The 20,000-nt window shown below is 71.6% G+C and carries 17 protein-coding genes; 14 read left to right on the top strand and 3 right to left on the bottom strand.

Annotated features, from left to right (window positions below):
* Positions 1-177: 177 nt before the first annotated feature.
* Positions 178-2,064: an IucA/IucC family protein gene (locus ACZ60J_RS26950; protein ID WP_469685694.1), complete on the top strand. Its 1,887-nt coding sequence runs from the start codon at positions 178-180 to the stop codon at positions 2,062-2,064.
* A 52-nt stretch (positions 2,065-2,116) separates the two neighbouring features.
* Positions 2,117-4,087 carry an ATP-dependent DNA helicase gene (locus tag ACZ60J_RS26955; protein ID WP_469685695.1) on the top strand — a complete coding sequence of 657 codons (1,971 nt, stop codon included), beginning with the start codon at positions 2,117-2,119 and terminating at the stop codon, positions 4,085-4,087.
* Between the two features lie 102 nt (positions 4,088-4,189).
* On the opposite strand, the gene lexA is transcribed toward ACZ60J_RS26955, so the two are convergent.
* Positions 4,190-4,981, bottom strand: a complete 792-nt coding sequence (gene lexA / locus ACZ60J_RS26960) for a transcriptional repressor LexA (RefSeq protein ID WP_214953278.1) — start codon at positions 4,979-4,981, stop codon at positions 4,190-4,192.
* Between the two features lie 500 nt (positions 4,982-5,481).
* Here lexA and nrdR point away from each other — a divergent pair, with 500 nt between their 5' ends.
* The 9 genes from nrdR (at position 5,482) to ACZ60J_RS27005 (ending at position 15,337) form a co-directional block, all read left to right on the top strand.
* The gene (gene nrdR, locus ACZ60J_RS26965; RefSeq protein ID WP_327255272.1) at positions 5,482-5,991 is read left to right on the top strand and encodes a transcriptional regulator NrdR; all 510 of its coding nucleotides are present in this window, start codon (positions 5,482-5,484) and stop codon (positions 5,989-5,991) included.
* Positions 5,992-6,135: 144 nt separating this feature from the next.
* The gene (locus tag ACZ60J_RS26970; RefSeq protein WP_469685697.1) at positions 6,136-9,030 is read left to right on the top strand and encodes a vitamin B12-dependent ribonucleotide reductase; all 2,895 of its coding nucleotides are present in this window, start codon (positions 6,136-6,138) and stop codon (positions 9,028-9,030) included.
* 134 nt (positions 9,031-9,164) lie between these two features.
* Entirely contained in the window at positions 9,165-9,506 is a 342-nt protein-coding gene (locus ACZ60J_RS26975) for a metalloregulator ArsR/SmtB family transcription factor (protein ID WP_469685699.1), read from the top strand.
* Complete coding sequence (locus ACZ60J_RS26980; protein WP_469685700.1) at positions 9,503-10,249, top strand: DUF2071 domain-containing protein; 747 nt, start codon at positions 9,503-9,505, stop codon at positions 10,247-10,249. The genes ACZ60J_RS26975 and ACZ60J_RS26980 overlap by 4 nt, the downstream gene beginning before the upstream one ends.
* A gap of 96 nt (positions 10,250-10,345) precedes the next feature.
* A complete protein-coding gene (locus ACZ60J_RS26985) occupies positions 10,346-11,170 on the top strand; it encodes an arylamine N-acetyltransferase family protein (protein WP_469685701.1) in 825 nt (274 codons plus the stop codon).
* Positions 11,171-11,202: 32 nt separating this feature from the next.
* On the top strand, positions 11,203-11,808 hold the full coding sequence (locus tag ACZ60J_RS26990; RefSeq protein WP_469685702.1) for a YdbC family protein: 606 nt from the start codon (positions 11,203-11,205) through the stop codon (positions 11,806-11,808).
* Positions 11,809-11,912: 104 nt separating this feature from the next.
* Positions 11,913-12,572: a histidine phosphatase family protein gene (locus ACZ60J_RS26995; protein WP_469685704.1), complete on the top strand. Its 660-nt coding sequence runs from the start codon at positions 11,913-11,915 to the stop codon at positions 12,570-12,572.
* A gap of 11 nt (positions 12,573-12,583) precedes the next feature.
* The gene (locus tag ACZ60J_RS27000; protein WP_469685706.1) at positions 12,584-13,498 is read left to right on the top strand and encodes an ADP-ribosylglycohydrolase family protein; all 915 of its coding nucleotides are present in this window, start codon (positions 12,584-12,586) and stop codon (positions 13,496-13,498) included.
* Between the two features lie 141 nt (positions 13,499-13,639).
* Positions 13,640-15,337: a DUF4153 domain-containing protein gene (locus ACZ60J_RS27005; RefSeq protein WP_469685707.1), complete on the top strand. Its 1,698-nt coding sequence runs from the start codon at positions 13,640-13,642 to the stop codon at positions 15,335-15,337.
* On the opposite strand, the gene ACZ60J_RS27010 is transcribed toward ACZ60J_RS27005, so the two are convergent.
* On the bottom strand, positions 15,334-16,893 hold the full coding sequence (locus tag ACZ60J_RS27010; RefSeq protein WP_469685709.1) for an MFS transporter: 1,560 nt from the start codon (positions 16,891-16,893) through the stop codon (positions 15,334-15,336). The two genes, ACZ60J_RS27005 and ACZ60J_RS27010, sit on opposite strands and share 4 nt — an antisense overlap.
* A gap of 140 nt (positions 16,894-17,033) precedes the next feature.
* Here ACZ60J_RS27010 and ACZ60J_RS27015 point away from each other — a divergent pair, with 140 nt between their 5' ends.
* The 3 genes from ACZ60J_RS27015 (at position 17,034) to ACZ60J_RS27025 (ending at position 19,126) form a co-directional block, all read left to right on the top strand.
* The gene (locus tag ACZ60J_RS27015) at positions 17,034-17,636 is read left to right on the top strand and encodes a TetR/AcrR family transcriptional regulator (RefSeq protein WP_469685711.1); all 603 of its coding nucleotides are present in this window, start codon (positions 17,034-17,036) and stop codon (positions 17,634-17,636) included.
* Positions 17,637-17,759: 123 nt separating this feature from the next.
* Positions 17,760-18,470 carry a ribonuclease HII gene (locus ACZ60J_RS27020; RefSeq protein ID WP_469685713.1) on the top strand — a complete coding sequence of 237 codons (711 nt, stop codon included), beginning with the start codon at positions 17,760-17,762 and terminating at the stop codon, positions 18,468-18,470.
* Between the two features lie 59 nt (positions 18,471-18,529).
* Entirely contained in the window at positions 18,530-19,126 is a 597-nt protein-coding gene (locus ACZ60J_RS27025; protein WP_469685715.1) for a hypothetical protein, read from the top strand.
* 172 nt (positions 19,127-19,298) lie between these two features.
* On the opposite strand, the gene ACZ60J_RS27030 is transcribed toward ACZ60J_RS27025, so the two are convergent.
* Positions 19,299-19,928 carry a hypothetical protein gene (locus ACZ60J_RS27030; protein WP_469685716.1) on the bottom strand — a complete coding sequence of 210 codons (630 nt, stop codon included), beginning with the start codon at positions 19,926-19,928 and terminating at the stop codon, positions 19,299-19,301.
* Positions 19,929-20,000: the final 72 nt, after the last annotated feature.

A 20,000-nucleotide genomic window follows, 5' to 3' on the forward strand; every position in this document is an offset into this window, starting at 1 on the left:
TCTGACCCCTCTGACTGACCCTTCTGGGCGCCGCCACGCCCGCCGCTTCCCCGCCTTACCCCCGCCCTCCCCGGAGTCCCCGCCGCACCGCAGTTCCCGTACACCTCTTCACTTCCCGCACATCTCACCTCGAAAACTCTGCGCCACGCAGCAAAGTTCCCGATCCTGAGGAGTCCCGTGCAGAACTTCCCCACAGCCCCCGACTCCCCAGGCCCCCACCTTCCGGACACCGTGCCCCCGTCGCCCCAGCACCCGTGCACGCCGCCCGAACTGAACCGTCCGACCTGGGATTTCGCCGCCCGCCGCCTGCTCGCCAAGATGCTCGGCGAGTTCGCGTACGAGGAGATCATCACTCCGGTCCCCGCCCCGGCCGCCTCCGGCGACGCCTGGACGCTCACCCTCGACGACGGCAGCAGCCTCGGCTTCCGGGCCCGCCGCCGCGCGTACGGCAGCTGGCACGTCGCCCCCGACACGATCACCCTCACCCCGGCCCCCGCGCCCTCCGGGGCGCCGGCCGACCCCGGGTCACCGGCCGCCTTCGGGGACCCGTACGCCTTCCTCATCCGTGCGCGCACCCTCCTCGGCCTCGACGGCGCCACCCTCGGCCACCTCGTGCGCGAGCTCAGCGCCACGCTCGCGGCCGACGCCCGCATCGACCACACCGCGCTCACCGCGGACGTCCTCGCCGACCTCGACTACGCGGCCCTCGAAGGCCATCAGACCGGCCACCCCTGGCTCGTCCTCAACAAGGGGCGGATCGGACTCTCCGCCTCCGACACCGCGGCCTGGGCGCCCGAGGCCCGCACCGCCCAGCGCCTGCCCTGGCTCGCCGCCCACACCTCCCTCGCGCACTACCGGGGCACCGCCGGCCTGGAAGACCCGGCCCGCCTCTACTCCGCCGAGCTCGACCCCGTCACCCGCGACCGCTTCGACCGGACCCTGCGTGACCGCGGACTCGACCCGCTCGGCTACCTCTATCTCCCGGTCCACCCCTGGCAGTGGGACGAGGTCCTCCTGCCCCTCTTCGCTCCGGCCCTCGCCGCCGGCACCCTGGTCCCGCTCCCCGCCGACCCAGACCTCCGCCTTCCCCAGCAGTCGATCCGCACCTTCCTCAACCTCACCCGCCCCGACCGCCACAGCGTCAAACTGCCGCTCTCTGTCCTGAACACCATGGTCTGGCGCGGCCTGCCCTCGGACCTGGCCCTCGCGGCGCCCGCCGTCACCGCCTGGATCCACTCCCTGCGCGACGGCGACCCCTTCCTCCGCGAGGAATGCGGAGTGATCCTGCTCGGAGAGGTCGCCTCCGTCACGGTCCGCCACCCCGTCTACGACGCGCTCCCCGAAGTCCCGTACCAGTACAAGGAACTGCTCGGCGCGATCTGGCGCGAGCCGCTGACCGGGCACCTCGCCCCCGGAGAGCGGGCCCGCACCCTCGCCTCGCTCCTGCACACCGACCCCCGCGGCCGGTCCTTCACCGCCGAGCTCGTCGCCCGTTCCGGTCTGACGCCGACGGTCTGGCTCCAGCGGCTGTTCGCCGCGCTGCTGCCGCCCCTGCTCCGCTTCCTCTACCGCTACGGCACGGTGTTCTCCCCGCACGGAGAGAACACCGTCGTGATCTTCGACGAGCACGACGTCCCGGTCCGGCTCGCGGTCAAGGACTTCGTGGACGACGTCAACATCAGTGCCGAACCGCTGCCCGAGCTGGTGACCATGCCCGACGAGGTCCGGGCGGTCCTGCTCACCGAGCCCGCGGACTTCCTGCCGCAGTTCATCCACTCGGGGCTCTTCGTCGGCGTCTTCCGCTACCTCTCGGCCCTCTGCGAGGACCGCCTCGGGGTCCCGGAGGACACGTTCTGGTCCCTCGTACGGGCGGAGATCCTGCGCCACCAGGCCCGTTTCCCGGAGCTTAAGGAACGCTACGAGCTCTTCGACCTGCTCGGCGAACGCATCGTGCGGCTCTGCCTGAACAGGAACCGTCTCTACGAGGACGGCTACCGCGACCGGCCCGACCGCCCGCACGCCGTGCGCCACGGCACCGTGCCGAACCCCCTGCACCGGTCGTGACCGCTCGCCGGTGCGACCGCTGTCGGCGCAGCCCCGTAGGGTTGGCACTGCTATGACGAAGCCCTCCCTCCCCGACCTGCTGCACGCCGCCGTCTCCGCCGTCGGCGGCACGGAGCGGCCCGGCCAGGTGGCCATGGCCGAAGCCGTCGCCGAAGCGATCGACGACAACTCCCACCGCCTCATCCAGGCCGGTACCGGCACCGGTAAGTCCCTGGGCTACCTGGTGCCGGCCCTCGCGCACGGCGAGCGCGTGGTCGTGGCCACGGCGACTCTGGCCCTCCAGCGCCAGCTCGTCGAGCGCGACCTGCCCCGGACGGTGGAGGCGCTGCATCCGCAGCTCCGCCGCCGCCCGCAGTTCGCCATGCTCAAGGGCCGCTCCAACTACCTGTGCCTGCACCGTCTGCACGAGGGCGCCCCGCAGGACGAGGAGGAGGGCCTCTTCGACCAGTTCGAGGCGGCCGCCCCGACCAGCAAGCTCGGCCAGGACCTGCTGCGGCTGCGCGACTGGGCGGACGAGACCGAGACGGGCGACCGCGACGACCTCACCCCTGGCGTCTCCGACAAGGCCTGGGCGCAGATCTCCGTCTCCTCCCGCGAATGCCTGGGCGCGACGAAGTGCGCGTACGGCGCCGAGTGTTTCGCGGAGGCCGCCCGCGAGCGGGCCAAGCTCGCGGACGTGGTCGTCACCAACCACGCGCTCCTCGCCATCGACGCCATCGAGGGAGCCCCGGTCCTCCCGCAGCACGAGGTGCTGATCGTCGACGAGGCCCACGAGCTGGTGTCCCGGGTGACCGGGGTCGCCACGGGAGAGCTCACCCCGGGGCAGGTGAACCGCGCCGTGAAGCGGGCGGCGAAGCTGGTCGACGAGAAGACGGCCGACTCCCTGCAGACCGCGTCCGAGACCTTCGAGCGCGTCATGGAGCTGGCGCTCCCCGGCCGCCTGGAGGAGATCCCCGAGGACCTCGGCTACGCGCTGATGGCCCTGCGGGACGCCTCGCGCACGGTGATCTCGGCGATCGGCAACACCCGGGACAAGTCCGTCCACGACGAGGACGCCGTACGCAAGCAGGCGCTCGCCGCGGTGGAGAGCGTGCACGGGGTGGCGGAGCGGATCACGGCCGGCTCCGAGTACGACGTGGTCTGGTACGAACGCCACGATCGCTTCGGCGCCACCCTGCGCGTGGCTCCGCTGTCGGTGTCCGGCCTGCTGCGCGAGAAGCTGTTCGCGGAGCGCTCCGTGGTCCTGACCTCCGCGACCCTCAAGCTCGGCGGCGACTTCAACGGGGTCGCGGCGTCCATGGGCCTGTCCCCGGAGGGCGTCGAGGGCGAGGACGTGCCGCAGTGGAAGGGCCTCGACGTCGGCTCGCCCTTCGACTACCCCAAGCAGGGCATCCTCTACGTCGCCAAGCACCTGGCCACCCCCGGCCGCGAGGGCACCCGCGGCGACATGATGGACGAGCTCGCGGAGCTGATCGAGGCGGCGGGCGGCCGCACCCTCGGACTGTTCTCCTCCATGCGCGGGGCGAAGGCCGCCGCCGAGGAGCTGCGCGGCCGGCTCGACAACCCGATCCTGCTCCAGGGCGAGGAGACCCTCGGCGAGCTGATCAAGGCCTTCGCCGCCGACCCGAAGACCTGTCTGTTCGGGACCCTGTCGCTGTGGCAGGGCGTGGACGTGCCGGGACCCAGCTGTCAGTTGGTGATCATGGACAGGATCCCGTTCCCGCGTCCCGACGACCCGCTCATGAGCGCCCGGCAGAAGGCGGTCGAGGAGCGCGGCGGGAACGGCTTCATGTCCGTCGCGGCCACGCACGCGGCACTGCTCATGGCCCAGGGCGCGGGCCGGCTCGTACGGGCCACCGGGGACAAGGGCGTCGTGGCGGTCCTGGACCCCCGGCTGGCCACGGCCCGCTACGGGAGCTTCCTGCGGGCCACGCTGCCGGACTTCTGGTACACCACGGACCGCAACCAGGTCCGCCGCTCGCTGGCCGCGATCGACGCGGCGGCGACGGCCGAGGACAAGTAAGGCCACGTAGGGCCGAGGAAGGCGAGGCCGGAGGTCCGCACCACGCAAAGCAGCTCCGGGACCGGCGCAGTAGGTCCCGGAGCTGGATGAGGGCGCGGGGCGTCAGACCCGGCGCAGTACCGCCACGACCTTGCCGAGGATGGTGGCCTCGTCGCCGGGGATCGGCTGGTAGGCGGCGTTGTGCGGGAGCAGCCAGACGTGGCCGTCCTCGCGCTTGAAGCGCTTGACGGTGGCCTCGCCGTCCAGCATGGCGGCGACGATGTCGCCGTTCTCCGCGACGGGCTGGCGGCGGACCGTGACCCAGTCTCCGTCACAGATGGCGGCCTCGATCATCGAGTCGCCGACGACCTTGAGGCAGAACAGCTCTCCGTCGCCCACGAGCTGGCGGGGGAGGGGGAACACGTCCTCCACCGACTCCTCGGCCAGGATCGGGCCACCGGCCGCGATCCGGCCGACCAGGGGCACGTACGAGGCCGCGGGCTTGCCCGTGGTGTCCGTGGGCTGCGAGCTGGGCTGGTCGGAGCCGCGCACCTCGTACGCCCGGGGGCGGTGGGGGTCGCGGCGCAGGAAGCCCTTGCGCTCGAGGGCCATCAGCTGGTGCGCGACCGAAGAGGTGCTGGACAGGCCGACCGCCTGGCCGATCTCCCGCATCGACGGCGGGTACCCGCGCCGCTGCACCGAGTCGCGAATGACCTCGATGACCCTCCGCTGCCGGTCCGTGAGCCCGGAGCTGTCGGCGCGGATGCCTGGAGGTCGCCCTGGCAGCGAGCGTGCGGGGCGTACGGGCTCCGCCTCCGGGTTCAGACTTGCGTCGTTCATGGCATGCACCGGCTCGAGTCGGCTCTGGGAGCGGTTCTGGGCAGTGATGGTGGCACTGTCTGCGGTGGTGGTCACGTCGGCCCCTCTCGAAATGTTCTCCCTAGCTGGACAACGGTAGTAGCTTTCGAAAGGTTGCGCCAAACACACGTTCGAGTGAAAAAACGGAGATCACCCACCGTGGTCACTTCGCGAGGTGTATAGACCGGCTGTGCGTCGTCGCATCGTCGATGGGGGGGGCATCCGGACCGAACGGGGGTTCGGCTGCGGAGCCACTGGTTACGGTACCCTTCCGGGTCGGGTCGCCACCGTCCGGGTCTGCGCCCAGTGTGGCACCGCGAGGCCTGTTATCCGGCCATCGGACGCCGCGACACGCGGAGCGGTGTGAATCCACCACAACCCAAGATCTAGTGGTTGGATGAGCGCTGCCACCCAGAAGTTGTGGTCCTCGGTCTGCTGGGGTCCCCGACATCGCATATGCTTGTGGCTGCTTCGAGAGCCTCCGGCAGAGCTTCGGTTCTGCTGCTCAGAGGTCTCGCGAGGTGATTCAGTCGTGCCAAGAGGAGGGTGAGGGAACCATGCACTGCCCCTTCTGCAGGCACCCCGACAGCCGTGTCGTCGACAGTCGCACCACCGACGACGGCACGTCGATCCGCCGGCGCCGCCAGTGCCCCGACTGCTCCCGTCGCTTCACGACGGTGGAGACGGCCTCACTGATGGTGATCAAGCGCAGCGGGGTGACCGAACCCTTCAGTCGTACCAAGGTCATCTCCGGCGTGCGCAAGGCGTGCCAGGGGCGGCCGGTCACCGAGGACGCCCTCGCCAAACTCGGCCAGCGGGTCGAGGAGGCGCTGCGCGCCACCGGGAGCGCCGAGCTGACGACGCACGACGTGGGCCTGGCCATACTCGGCCCGTTGCAGGACCTCGATCTGGTCGCTTACCTCCGGTTCGCGTCCGTGTACAAGGCGTTCGACACACTCGAAGACTTCGAGACCGCCATCGCGGAGCTCCGCGTGCCGCGGCCTCACGAAGAGTGCGAGCCCGGTGGCACCGTTCCGGTCCCCGTGCCCGCCTCCGCCGCCGACTGACCGTCCTGCCCGTTCCCCGGCGTTTGCGCGTCGTGGAGCGGCCGGTGGGTCCGGCGAAGAAGACGTAGATACAAGACACACAGCACCGTGCCGCGGAATAGCGCTGGCACTTTAGGGCGTTTTGCCCGCATTGGGAGGAACGGCATGACAGAGACGGCGAGCAGCTCGGCACGAGGTTCCCGCGCCAAGGGCACCAAGACTGCCAAGAGCGGCCTGCGTATCGAGCGCATCCACACCACCCCGGGCGTGCACCCGTACGACGAGGTGACCTGGGCGCGCCGCGACGTCGTCATGACCAACTGGCGCGACGGCTCGGTCAACTTCGAGCAGTACGGCGTCGAGTTCCCCGACTTCTGGTCGGTGAACGCGGTCAACATCGTCACCAGCAAGTACTTCCGCGGCGCGGTCGGCACCCCGCAGCGCGAGACCGGTCTGAAGCAGCTCATCGACCGGATCGTGAAGACGTACACGAAGGCCGGCGAGGACTTCGACTACTTCACGTCGCCCGCCGACGCGGAGATCTTCGAGCACGAGCTGACCTACGCGCTCCTGCACCAGATCTTCAGCTTCAACTCCCCGGTGTGGTTCAACGTCGGCACGCCCCAGCCGCAGCAGGTCTCCGCCTGCTTCATCCTGGCCGTCGACGACTCCATGGAGTCGATCCTCGACTGGTACAAGGAAGAGGGCATGATCTTCAAGGGCGGCTCCGGCGCCGGCCTGAACCTCTCCCGCATCCGCTCCTCCAAGGAGCTCCTCTCCTCCGGCGGCAACGCCTCCGGCCCGGTCTCGTTCATGCGCGGCGCCGACGCGTCCGCCGGAACGATCAAGTCGGGCGGCGCCACCCGCCGCGCGGCCAAGATGGTCGTCCTGGACGTGGACCACCCGGACGTCGAGGACTTCATCGCGACCAAGGTGAAGGAGGAGGAGAAGATCCGCGCCCTGCGCGACGCGGGCTTCGACATGGACCTGGGCGGCGACGACATCACGTCCGTCCAGTACCAGAACGCCAACAACTCCGTCCGCGTGAACGACGAGTTCATGACGGCCGTCGAGAACGGCACCGAGTTCGGCCTGCGCGCCCGCATGACCGGTGAGGTCATCGAGACGGTCGACGCCAAGTCGCTCTTCCGCAAGCTCGCCGAGGCCGCGTGGGCCTGTGCCGACCCGGGCATCCAGTACGACGGTGTGATCAACAAGTGGCACACCTGCCCGGAGTCCGGCCGCATCACCGCGTCCAACCCCTGCAGCGAGTACATGCACCTGGACAACACGTCCTGCAACCTCGCCTCGCTGAACCTGATGAAGTTCCTCGACGACGACGGCAAGGGCAACCAGTCCTTCGACGCCGAGCGCTTCGCCAAGGTCGTCGAGCTGGTCATCACCGCGATGGACATCTCCATCTGCTTCGCGGACTTCCCGACGCAGAAGATCGGCGAGAACACCCGCGCCTTCCGCCAGCTGGGCATCGGCTACGCCAACCTCGGCGCCATGCTGATGGCCACCGGCCACGCGTACGACTCCGACGGCGGCCGCACCCTCGCCGCGTCGATCACCTCGCTGATGACCGGCACCGCCTACAAGCGTTCCGCCGAGCTGGCCGCGATCGTCGGCCCGTACGACGGCTACGCCCGCAACGCCGACTCGCACAAGCGCGTCATGAAGCAGCACGCCGACGCCAACGCCGTCGCGCCGCGCACCGAGGACCTGGACAGCTCCATCTGGGCCGCGGCCACCGAGGCCTGGCAGGACGTGATCCGCCTCGGCGAGAAGAACGGCTTCCGCAACGCGCAGGCCTCCGTGCTCGCGCCGACCGGCACCATCGGTCTCGCGATGTCCTGCGACACCACGGGCGTCGAGCCGGACCTGGCCCTGGTCAAGTTCAAGAAGCTCGTCGGCGGCGGCTCGATGCAGATCGTCAACGGCACCGTTCCGCAGGCCCTGCGCCGCCTGGGCTACCAGGAGGAGCAGATCGAGGCGATCGTCGCCCACATCGCCGAGCACGGCGTGGTCGTCGACGCCCCGGGCCTGAAGACCGAGCACTACGAGGTCTTCGACTGCGCCATGGGTGACCGTGCCATCTCCGCGATGGGCCACGTCCGCATGATGGCCGCGATCCAGCCCTGGATCTCCGGCGCGATCTCCAAGACGGTCAACATGCCGGAGACGGCGACCGTCGAGGAGATCGAGGAGATCTACTTCGAGGCGTGGAAGCTGGGCGTCAAGGCGCTCGCCATCTACCGCGACAACTGCAAGGTCGGCCAGCCCCTCTCCGCGAAGAAGAAGGAAGAGGAGAAGGAGGAGGTCACCGCCAAGGCGGAGGACACCATCCGCACGGCCGTCGAGAAGGTCATCGAGTACCGCCCGGTGCGCAAGCGCCTCCCGAAGGGCCGCCCGGGGATCACCACCTCCTTCACGGTCGGTGGCGCCGAGGGCTACATGACCGCGAACTCCTACCCGGACGACGGTCTCGGCGAGGTCTTCCTGAAGATGTCCAAGCAGGGTTCGACCCTCGCGGGCATGATGGACGCCTTCTCGATCGCCGTCTCGGTCGGTCTGCAGTACGGCGTCCCGCTGGAGACGTACGTCGCGAAGTTCACGAACATGCGCTTCGAGCCGGCCGGCATGACGGACGACCCGGACGTGCGGATGGCGCAGTCGATCGTCGACTACATCTTCCGTCGCGTGGCGCTCGACTTCCTGCCCTTCGAGACCCGCTCGGCCCTCGGCATCCACTCCGCCGAGGAGCGTCAGCGCCACCTGGACACCGGTTCCTACGAGCCCCTCGACGAGGAGCTCGACACGGAGACCCTGACCCCGGCGGCCCCGCTCGCCGCGGTCCAGACCGTCCCGGTCGCCAAGCCGGTCGCGGTCGTCCCGGCCCCGGCCGCCAAGACGGCGCACTCCAACGCCGAACTGGTCGAGATGCAGCTCGGCGTCTCCGCCGACGCCCCGCTGTGCTTCTCCTGCGGTACGAAGATGCAGCGCGCCGGCTCCTGCTACATCTGCGAGGGCTGCGGCTCCACCAGCGGTTGCAGCTGACACCGGGGGTAGCCCGCGCAGGTAGCTGACCAGCAGCTCACGAAGGGGACCGGCCATCGGCCGGTCCCCTTCGGCGTGTCCGCACGCCGGTGCTGAACTGTTTAGCTAATTAGCTCATGTGCTATAAAGCTCATATGGCTGAGAGCAGCGAGACCGAGGACGAGGCCGGCGTGTTCCGGGCGCTCGCCGATCCCACGCGGCGGCAGATCCTGGAGGACCTGCGCGGCGGAGAGCTGGCGGCGGGGGAGATCGCCGGGCGGTTCACCATCAGCGCCCCGTCCGTGTCCCGGCACCTCGGGGTGCTGAAGTCCGCCGGGCTGGTACGGGAACGGCGCGACGGCAACCGGATCCTCTACACGCTCGTCGAGGAGCGGCTGGCCGCTTCGGTCGGACGGTTCCTCAGCATGGTGTGCCCGGAGCAGATCGTGCTCCGGCACCAGCGACGCAAGGCCGAGCCGGGGGAGAACGCGCAATGATCAGTCCGAAGATCGCGAGTGTCATCGAGCGGCGCCTGCTCGTGAACTACCGGGTCGAGCCCGACGCCGCGGCGAGGCTGCTGCCCGCGGGGATGAGGCCGCAGCTCGTGGACGGCTGGGCCGTCGGCGGGATCTGCCTCCTGAGGCTGGGGGACACGCGTCCGCGCTGGGCCCCCGCCGGCGTCGGCGTGCGCAGCGAGAACGCGGCGCACCGCATCTCCGTCGAATGGGACGGCCCGGACGGGGTCCAGACCGGGGTCTGGATCCCGCGCCGCGACAGCGGCTCCCGGATCAACGTCCTGGCCGGCGGCCGGATGTTCCCCGGGGCGCACGGGTCCGCGGTCTTCGACGTACGCGAGACCCGGGAGGAGATCGGCGTCGCCTACGAGACCAAGGACGCCTCCACGCGGGTACGGGTCGTCGCCCGCGTCGCGGACGAACTGCACGGCAGCCGCCTGTTCGGCACCCTGGGCGAGGCCTCCGAGTTCTTCCGGCAGGGCGCCCGCGGCTACTCGCCCGCGCGCACTGCGGGCCGGCTCGACGGCATGCAGCTGCACACGGACGCGTGGCGGGTGGAGGCCACCGAGGTCACCCTTGCCGAATCCTCCTTCTTCGACGACACCGAGCGCTTCCCGGCCGGCACGGCCCACTTCGACTGCGCCCTGCTGATGCGCGACGTACCCGTGGAGTGGCATCCGCTGGACTCCGCCGAGAGCGTGGGGTGCGCCGCGCCGGCCGCGTGAGGGCGGGGTGGAGTTCGGGTCCCGGTCGGCCGATCATTGTCCGGGGCGCGCCGACCGTGCGCCCCGGACGTGACGGCGCGGTACGGGGGAGCAGCCATGTGGAGCGGTGACGAGCTGGACCTGGACGCCTATCTGGAGCGGATCGGGTACGGAGGCCGGGAACTCCTCCCGGACCTGCGGACGTTGTGCGAAGTGCACCGGGCGCACACCGGTGCGATCACCTTCGAGAGCCTGGACGTGCTGTTCGGCCGCCCCGTCGGGCTGGACGTCAAGGAGGTCGAGGACAAGCTCGTGCACGGCCGCCGCGGCGGGTACTGCTACGAGCAGAACACCCTGCTGGCCGCCGCCCTGGAGCGGATCGGCTTCGAGGTCTCCGGGCGCGGTGCCCGCAACCGCTCCCGGGGAGGCGCGCTGACCCCGGTGACGCACGCCGTCCTCGTCGTCACCGTCGAGGGGGAACCGTGGCTCTGTGACGCAGGGTTCGGCTGGCAGGGGCCGCGCGAGCCCGTTCCGCTGGCGCGCCCCGGCGTCGAAGTGCGCCAGGGGGAGTGGGTGTTCCGCGTCCGGGAGGAAGTGGACGGGGTCCTCGTGCTGTGCGTGCCGCGCGAGGGTGCCTGGCGGGACCTGTACGCCTTCTCCCCGCAGCCCTACCACCCCGTCGACTACATGGTGCTGAACCACTACAGCTCCTCGCACCCCCGCTCCGCCTTCGTCGGCCGGGTCGTCGTCCAGCGGCAGGGCGACTCCGAGCGCCTGGCCCTCGTAGGGCGGGAGCTCTCGCGGCTGCTCCCCGACGGGCGGACCGAGCGGCGGGAGGTTCCGGCCGGAGAGCTGATCACCCTGCTCGGGCGGGAGTTCGGGCTTCGGCTGTCCGAGCGGGACGCGGCGGAACTCCTTCGGATGTACCGCGCCGAGGACTGACCCGGGCCCCGCCGGGCCCGTACGATGGCGCAGTGCTGGTCAAGTGGATTCGCTGCACGGTGACGGACCGACGCGGGTTCGAGCGCGGGCAGCGCAAATGGGCGGGGCTGCCCGGCGAACCCGGATTCCGGGGGCAGGGCGGCGGCTGGAGCCGGGGCCGGCAGGGGGTGGCGCACGTCTTCACCTTCTGGGAGAGCCGCTCCTTCTACGACTCCTTCATGGCCCGCTCCCACGACCGGCTGGCCGCTTCGCAGAACGGCACCTTCACCGACGCGCGGATCACGCTCTTCGACCACCGCTTCGACGTGAAGACCGGCTTCGAACCGCGCTTCACCGATGCCGACGTCGTCCGGGTCGCCCACACCCGGGTGCGGGAAGGCCGCGTGGACCATTTCGCGCTCATGCAGGAGAAGGTCTGGAACCCGGCCATGGCGGGCTCGCCCGGCATGGTCCGGGGCCTCTTCGGGGAGGCTCCCGGCCGCGAGTTCCTGGTGCTGTCGATGTGGCACGCGGCGGCCGAACACGGCAAGTACCGGCAGGAGCGCGTGGAACGGCTGTCGCTGCGCGCCCAGATCCAGGCCGATGTGGAGGCCCTCACCGGGGACGTCGTCGACCTCGAACCGTCCTGGACGGTGTGACCGGGGGCGCCGGGGGTGTCCGACGAACCGACTGTATGGTCGGCGTCCGTCTCGACCGGCGAGCCCGGTCGATGTCCCCGGCGGTGGCCGAATAGGGTCGTGGAATGGTTCGACCACGGCGCATCATCCTTGTCCGGCACGGGGAATCGGAGGGCAACGCCGATGACACGGTGTACGAGCGGGAGCCCGACCACGCCCTCCGGCTGACCCGCACCGGGCGCGAGCAGGCGGCGGAGGCCGGCGTGCGCCTGCGCGAGCTCTTCGGCGACGAGCACGTCAGCGCGTACGTCTCCCCGTACCGCCGGACCCTGCAGACCTTCCGCGAGCTGCGCCTGGACCCGACGCGCGTCCGCATGCGCGAGGAGCCGAGGCTGCGCGAGCAGGACTGGGGGAACTGGCAGGAGCGGGAGGACGTACGGCTGCAGAAGGCCTACCGGGACGCGTACGGGCACTTCTTCTACCGCTTCGCGCAGGGGGAGTCGGGCGCGGACGTCTATGACCGGGTCGGGGCCTTCCTGGAGAGCCTCTACCGCAGCTTCGAGGCCCCCGACCACCCGGAGAACGTGCTGCTCGTGACGCACGGCCTGACGATGAGGCTGTTCTGCATGCGCTGGTTCCACTGGTCCGTGGCCGAGTTCGAGGCCCTCTCCAATCCGGGGAACGGCGAGTACCGGGTGCTCATGCTGGGGTCCGACGGGCGGTACCGGATGGACCGCCCGTTTGAGCGGTGGACCACACCCGAGCCTTACGACCTGGACGGCTAGAGTGACGCGCGATGACCTCTGACTCCTCTCCCGAAGGGCGCTACGCACGCGCCATGGCCAGCCTCCGAGGACTGGCCCTGGGCGACGCACTGGGTTCCCAGTACTTCGTCCCCGTGAACTACCCGCTGCTCAAGCGGCGCGAGCTGCCCGCCGGCAGCGATCCGTGGCAGTGGACCGACGACACCGAGATGGCCTGCTCGGTGGTGGCCGTACTCGCCGGGCACGGCCGGGTGGACCAGGACGCGCTGGCCGCCTCCTTCGCCCGGCACCACGACTTCGACCGCGGCTACGGGCCCGCCGTGAACCGGATGCTGCGGCTGATCCGCGAGGGTGCGGACTGGCGCACGCTCGCCGCGGAACTGTTCAACGGGCAGGGTTCCTGGGGCAACGGCGCGGCCATGCGGGTCGCTCCGCTGGGCGCCTGGTACGCGGACGATCCGGAACAGGCCACCCACCAGGCGGAGATCTCGGCCTACACCACCCACCAGCACCGCGAAGCGGTGTGCGGCGCGATGGCCGTGGCCGCCGCGGCCGCGCTGGCGGCCGATCCGGCCGGCCCGCCGAAGGCCGCCGACCTGCTGGACGGGGTCATCGCGCTGGTTCCGCGGAGCGCGGTGGGCGCCGGGGTGCGGCGGGCGCGCGACATGCTCGACTACGGCGACGCGACCACCGTCGCCGCCGTACTGGGCTGCGGCCGGCGCACCAGCGCCCACGACACGGTGCCGTTCGCGCTGTGGTCGGCGGCGCGGGGCCTGGACGACTACGAGCGGGCCTTCTGGACCACCGCCCAGGTGGGCGGGGACGTGGACACCACCTGCGCGATCGTCGGCGGGGTGCTGGGCGCACGCGGGGACGCGGTGCTGCCGCAGGCCTGGCTGGCCCGGACCGAGGCACTGCCGGCCTGGCTGCCGGAGGCGGCGCAGTAGCAGAGCGGGACCCCTCCGTTTGTCACGGTCCTGCCACAGGCATCTTTTGAGCCTGTTCAAAACCGCATCTGACCGGCCTACCCTGTCGGCCTCGCCACCCCCGCCCGACGGCCGGGGAGGCCGACAGGGGAGGGGAACCCGATGTCAGCAGGGAACACCGGCGCGGAGAACGCCGGCGCGGAGAACGCCGGCGCGGAGAACGCCGAGAGGGCGGGCGGAGCGAGCGGCACGGCCGGTACGGCCGGCCCGGGCACGGGGGCCGCAGCCGCGCCGCCCGGCTGGGACCCCAAGGCCTGGCAGGCCCACGAGCTCCGCAAGGAGCGGGCCGCCTCCGGCGCCTGGTCGATCGCCCCGCTCGCCTGGGCCGAGGCCGCGCGCCCGGCCGCCGTGGGGCCGGTACCGGCCGTCGTGCTGGGCGCCGTGCTCGCCTCCGGCCTCGCCGCCTCCCTGCTCCTCGGTGAAGGGCTCGGCCCCGGGCTGCTCCTCGCGGTCCTCCCGGCGCTCGTCGCCGCCTGCGTGGCAGCCCGTTCGGCCGGCCGCACGCTGCGCCCGTGGACCGCGCTCTGGGCGCTCGGCTGTCTCGCGCTGCTCGCCGTGCCCGCCCTGCGCGCCTCCGCCTGGCCGGCCGTGACGGCCCTGTTCGCGGCCCTCCTGACGGGCGCCCTGGCCCTGCACGGCAGCCGCAGGTGGCCCGGCATCCTGCTCGGCCCGGTCGGCCTCCTGGACTCCGCCGTCCTCGGGGTGCGCTGGGTCTGGAGCGGCCTGCGCTCGCGCGGCGAAGGGCGCCGGGAGCGCTGGCTGCCGGTGGCGAAGGCCGTCGTGGTGGCCGTGGTCCTGCTGGCGCTCTTCGGCGCCCTGTTCGCCTCCGCCGACGCCGCGTTCGCCGACCTGCTGAGCGGATTGACCCCCGATGTCAGCGGCATGGGCGGCCCGGTGCGCTTCCTGCTCTTCGCGGCGGGCCTGCTCGTCGCGATCGCCGTCGCCCGAGCCGCCGCCGCTCCCTCCCGCTGGGACCGGATCGAGGTGCGCCCGGGGAAGGCGCGCTCACGGGTGGAGTGGGCCCTTCCGCTCATCGTGCTGAACCTGCTCTTCGCCGCCTTCAACGCCGTCCAGCTCGCCGTCCTCTTCGGTGGCTACCGCAAGGTCCTGGAGGCCACCGGCCTCACCTACGCCGCGTACGCGCGCCAGGGCTTCTGGCAGCTCCTCTGGGCCACCCTGCTCACCCTCGTCGTCATCGCGCTCGCCCTGCGCTGGGCCCCGCGCGCCGGAGCAGGCGACCGGCGGCTGGTGCGCGTCGTGCTCGGCACGCTCGGCGCGCTCACCCTCGTGGTCGTCGCCTCGGCGCTCCGCCGCATGGACCTGTACGTGGACGCGTACGGGCTGACCAGGCTGCGCCTGTCGGTGGCCGGTGTGGAGCTGTGGCTCGGGCTGGTCATCGTACTGATCATGGCCGGCGGGCTGTTCGGCGCGCGCTGGCTGCCCCGCGCGGTCGCAGGGAGCGCCGTGGCGGCCGTACTGGCCTTCGGACTGGTGTCCCCGGACGGGGTGATCGCGGAGGGCAACGTCACGCGGTACGAACAGGACGGCAAGATCGACCTGGCCTACTTCCAGTCGCTGTCGGCCGACGCGGTACCCGCCCTGGACCGGCTGCCTGAACCCCAGCGCTCCTGCGCCCTGCGCGGGATCGCCAGGGAGCTGGCGGCGACGGGCCCGACCCCTTGGTACGCGACGAGCCTGGGCGAGCGCCGGGCCAGGAAGATCCTGACCGAGCGCGGGGCGAGCGCCTCGTACGACCAGTGCAAGGCCCTGGGCACCTTCGGCAGCCGGATCGGGTACTAGAGGCCGGGTGCCGGGCCGGACTTGGCGGAGGCTCCGTTCAGGGCCTCCAGGTCGCTCGGGCGTACGCGGATCACCAGGAGTGCGGTGAGGAGTGCGATCGCCGCCATGGCCACGGCGGCGACGAAGGCGGTGGCGATGCCCCGGGTGAGGACGATGTCCCCCCAGGGGTCGGGCAGCCGGCCGGTCTGCAGGAACGCCTCCAGTTGGCCCGGACCGGCGTGCGCCTGGAAGTCCGGGAGCTGGCGGGCGGCCTCGTCCCGGCCGGCGGTGCCGAAGACGGTGACCAGGATGGACAGTCCGAGCGAGCCGCCGACCTGCTGGCTCGCGTTGAGCAGTCCGGAGGCCGCGCCCGCTTCCTGCGGGGCCACTCCGGAGACGGCGGTGAGGGTGAGGGTGACGAAGTTGAGGCCCATGCCGAAGCCGAACAGGAGCATCGGGCCCAGCACCCCGGAGAGGTAGGAGCTGTCGGTCTCGATGAAGGACAGCCAGGTCAAACCGGCGCCGGTGAGGGCGGAGCCGATGATCATGAACGGCTTGGGGCCGAAGCGCGGCAGCAGGCGCTGCGAGAGTCCGGCGGCGGTGATGATGGCGGCCGTGATCGGCAGGAAGCCGATGCCGGAGCGGATCGGGGAGAAGCCCAGCACGTTCTGCACGAACTGGACGATGAAGAAGAACATGCCGAACATCGCGGCGGCGAGGCTGAGCATGATCACGTAGGTGCCGGTGCGGTTGCGTGCGGCGAACATGCGCAGCGGGATGATCGGATCGGCGGCCCGGGACTCGACGATCACGAAGGCCGCCAGGAGCAGGACGGCCACGCCGAAGGAGCCGATGGTCACGCCGTCGCGCCAGCCGTCCTGGGACGCGCGGATGAACCCGTAGACGAGCGCGGTCATGCCGCCGGTGGAGGTGAGCGCTCCGGCGATGTCGAAGCGGCCCGGATGGCGCTCGGACTCGTTGATGTAGAGCGGGGTCAGGAAGGCGATCAGCAGTCCGATCGGCACGTTGACGAAGAAGACCCAGCGCCAGTCGAGCCATTCGGTGAGCATGCCGCCGGCCAGCAGGCCGATCGCGCCGCCGCCCGCCGAGACGGCCGCGAACACGCCGAAGGCGCGGTTGCGTTCGGGTCCCTCGGCGAAGGTCGTGGTGATCAGGGCCAGGGAGGTCGGCGAGGCGATGGCCCCGCCGACGCCCTGGAGGGCGCGGGCGGCGAGCAACTGCCAGGACTCCTCGGCGAATCCGCCGAGCAGGGAGGCCAGGGTGAAGAGCAGGATGCCGGTCAGGAAGACGCGGCGGCGGCCCAGGATGTCGCCGGCGCGGCCGCCGAGCGGCAGCAGCCCGCCGAAGGCGAGGGTGTAGGCGCTGATCACCCAGGACAGGTCGGTGGTGGAGATGGCCAGGTCGGTCTGGATGTGCGGGAGCGCGATGTTCACGATCGTCGCGTCGAGGACGACCATCAGCTGGCAGGCGGCGATGACGGCGAGCGCCACTCCCGGGCGCCCCCCTCGGCGTGCCGCGGCCGGTATCCGGGGTGTGGAGAGCTGAGGAGTTGTCACCGTGGGTCCCCCCAAGTGAAATAGTGAACGCACTCGTTCACGGCGGTTCCACGGTAGGGAGGCAGCCTTAGTGAACGCAAGCGTTCACTAAGGCTGAAAATATGTGCGCCGTACGCATGAGCCGGTCGGAGGTAGCGGGAGTGGTGGGTTCACACCGGCCGGTGGCGGCCCCGGGACGCAGGCGCGGACCCGAACTCGAACGGGCGATTCTCGACGCCGTGCTGGAGCGGCTGAGCACCGACGGCTGGAACGCCCTCACGATGGAAGGCGTCGCCTCGGGAGCGCAGACGGGCAAGGCCGCGCTGTACCGCCGCTGGCCCTCGAAAGCGGACCTCGTGGCCGAGGCGCTGCGGACGCGGCTGCCCCCGCTGGGCCGGATTCCGGACCTGGGATCGGCGCGGGAGGACCTGTACGCGGTGTGCGTGCGGATGCGCGACGTCATGCGGTCGCGAGCCGGGCAGGCGCTGCGGACGGTGCTTCACGAGTGCGATCACATTCATGCGGAACGGTTCCGTGACCTGGTCCGGGCCGGGCTCTACGAACCGGCGCACGGGCTGATCGGCGAGCTGGTGCGCCGCGGAATCAGTCGAGGCGACGTCCGTCCGGACGCGACCGGCCCGCTGCTCTCCGAGGTCATCCCGGCGCTGATGATGTACCGCGCGAAGGTGTGCGGGAGCGAATGGGCGGACGCGGAAATCGCCGAGATGATCGACGGGGTGATGGTGCCGCTGCTCAGGGCGTGAGACGGGGCGGGGTGGGTGGCGCGGCGCCGAGGTGGCCGGGGCGCGGCGGGAAGGGGGCGGCGGCGCGGCGGAGAGGGGGCGGGGTGTGCAGGCGGCCCCGGGCGGCGTAACCTTGCTGGCGCCATGCCGTACGAAGCACCCACTCACACCGTCGAACGCTCCCTCCGGGCGACCACCGGCGCCAAGGTCATCGCCGGGGTCGACGAAGTCGGACGAGGGGCCTGGGCCGGTCCCGTCACCGTCTGCGCGGCGATCACCGGCCTGCGCCGGCCGCCCGCGGGACTCACCGACTCCAAGCTGCTCACCGCCAAGCGCCGTGACGCGCTCGTCGGCGTCCTGGAGGACTGGGTCACGGCCTACGCCCTGGGCCACTCGTCCCCCGAGGAGATCGACGAGCTCGGGATGACCGCCGCCCTGCGCCTCGCCGCGGTGCGCGCCCTGGAGGCGCTGCCCGTGCGGCCCGACGCGGTGATACTCGACGGCAAGCACGACTACCTCGGTGCGCCCTGGCAGGTCCGGACGGTGATCAAGGGCGACCAGTCCTGTGTCGCCGTCGCCGCGGCCTCGGTGATCGCCAAGGTCCGGCGCGACCGGATGATGGCGGAGATCGGCGAACAGGGCGGTGGAATCGAGGACTTCGCTTTCGCCGCCAACGCCGGATACCCCTCGCCCGTGCACCGGGCGGCACTGGAGGAGCAGGGGCCGACCGCGTACCACCGGCTCTCCTGGTCCTACCTCGACGCACTGCCCCGCTGGAGCCACCTGAAGAAGGTGCGCCGCAGCGAGGAATCGATGGAGCTGGAAATCGGAGGCCAACTCGGCTTCGATTTCTGATCGCACGCACGTGCCACCAACCGGTACGTTTCGCACCGGTGTTTGATGAATGTCAGCTCATGCCTCTCACCCCCGCCCCCGAGGAGCCTCAGATTCACGAGAGTGCCCAGGGTCCCCGCGTCACCCCGGCCGCGAGCCGCAGCGCGCAGACCCCCCGCCCCGTACCCGGTCCGCGTCCCGCCCCCCGGCCCGCGCCGCCCGCGCCGCGGAAACCGCAGGCCACCCCCGTTCCCGTAGCCGCCACCGCACCGTCGGTCTCGGCTGCCGTCCCGCAGATCCAGCTGATCCCGGCCTCCGCCGAGGGCGCGCTGGACGCGGCCGAAGAGGCCGTGGACCTGCTGCTCGACACCGGGCGGGCGCCCGGTGACATCCTGGTGCTCACCACCGGCGACCCGCACCCGTGGGCCGCGCACGAGCTGTCCTTCGGCGAGGCCGCGTACTGGGCCCTGCACGATGCCGGGGACGACGTCTTCTACGCGGACGCGGCGCACGCGCAGCGCGCGGCCGGCCGTCCCGTCGTGGTCTTCGCGGCCAACGGCGGACCCGTCTCGGCGGCCGCCGGAGCCCTGCCGGTCGCGCTCGCGCGAGCCGGTGCGCTCCTGATCGTGTGCGGCGAGCCGCAGCAGATCAACTCCGTGCTGGGTGCGGGCGTCTGACGCTCCGTACTCCCGCACGGTCGAGGGGCGGGGAGGGCCGCCGGCCGACCCTGCCGAAGTCCGAGGCCTGACCAGCCGTACGCCCGTTCCGGGTGTACGGCCGTTGGTCGTGGCCGGGTGCGCGGCCGTTGCTCGTTCCCGGGTACGAGGCCCTGCGCGCGGCGGTACGGGCTCAGCGCGCGGCGGTGCGGCGCAGGGCCTCCGTGGCTCCGCCGCCGCTGCGCAGCGAGAGCGGGCCGAACTCGGACGGCGCATCGCCGAGGCGCTCGGGCCGGGACTCCGAGCTGGGGCTCCGGCCGCCGCGGCCTTCCCCCAGCACCTGCCAGCCGCCCCGGGTCAGGGTGATGTACGCCCCGCAGCGCAGCCCGTGCAGGGTGCAGGCGTCCCGCAGCCCCCACATCCAGGCCCCGTCCTCCTCGGTCCAGCGCTCGTCGCCGTCGCGGCAGAACAGCAGCACGGCGGTCCGTACCGGGGTCCGGCGCCGCAGGTCGTGCGGAATGACCCGGCGCAGCCGGGAGAGCAGGGCGTTGCGGTACTCCCAGCCGTCCGCCGCGGCGGAACGCTGCACGAAGGAGGCGCTGGCCACGAGCTGCTCCTCGGGCCCCAGGACGGCGATCACCGCCGTGGACGGACCGGGGCTGTGCCGTGAATGGAGTCCGCTGACGACCTCGCGCGGATTGCGCAGCAGGGGGACGCCCGACGCCGTCCATTCGGAGGGTTCCAGCAGTCTGCCGTGCCGGCTGGCGCGGCCGGTGGCCATGGTCAGGGATGTGGTCGAGGACGGGGCGAATCCGAAGGTCACGGTCCTCCCTTCGGGTACACGCCCGCGTACGGGCACAGCTGGAGTGCGGGCGCGCCGCGGCACGGCTCAGGA

This window comes from Streptomyces sp. NPDC104226, from assembly GCF_055584085.1.

Bases quoted from the DNA above. Each gene is read 5' to 3' on its own strand.
- ACZ60J_RS26955 (WP_469685695.1), top strand. From the start codon at position 2,117: ATGACGAAGCCCTCCCTCCCCGACCTGCTGCACGCCGCCGTCTCCGCC.
- nrdR (WP_327255272.1), top strand. From the start codon at position 5,482: ATGCACTGCCCCTTCTGCAGGCACCCCGACAGCCGTGTCGTCGACAGT.
- ACZ60J_RS26970 (WP_469685697.1), top strand. From the start codon at position 6,136: ATGACAGAGACGGCGAGCAGCTCGGCACGAGGTTCCCGCGCCAAGGGC.
- ACZ60J_RS26975 (WP_469685699.1), top strand. From the start codon at position 9,165: ATGGCTGAGAGCAGCGAGACCGAGGACGAGGCCGGCGTGTTCCGGGCG.
- ACZ60J_RS26980 (WP_469685700.1), top strand. From the start codon at position 9,503: ATGATCAGTCCGAAGATCGCGAGTGTCATCGAGCGGCGCCTGCTCGTG.
- ACZ60J_RS26985 (WP_469685701.1), top strand. From the start codon at position 10,346: ATGTGGAGCGGTGACGAGCTGGACCTGGACGCCTATCTGGAGCGGATC.
- ACZ60J_RS26995 (WP_469685704.1), top strand. From the start codon at position 11,913: ATGGTTCGACCACGGCGCATCATCCTTGTCCGGCACGGGGAATCGGAG.
- ACZ60J_RS27000 (WP_469685706.1), top strand. From the start codon at position 12,584: ATGACCTCTGACTCCTCTCCCGAAGGGCGCTACGCACGCGCCATGGCC.
- ACZ60J_RS27005 (WP_469685707.1), top strand. From the start codon at position 13,640: ATGTCAGCAGGGAACACCGGCGCGGAGAACGCCGGCGCGGAGAACGCC.
- ACZ60J_RS27020 (WP_469685713.1), top strand. From the start codon at position 17,760: ATGCCGTACGAAGCACCCACTCACACCGTCGAACGCTCCCTCCGGGCG.
- ACZ60J_RS27025 (WP_469685715.1), top strand. From the start codon at position 18,530: ATGCCTCTCACCCCCGCCCCCGAGGAGCCTCAGATTCACGAGAGTGCC.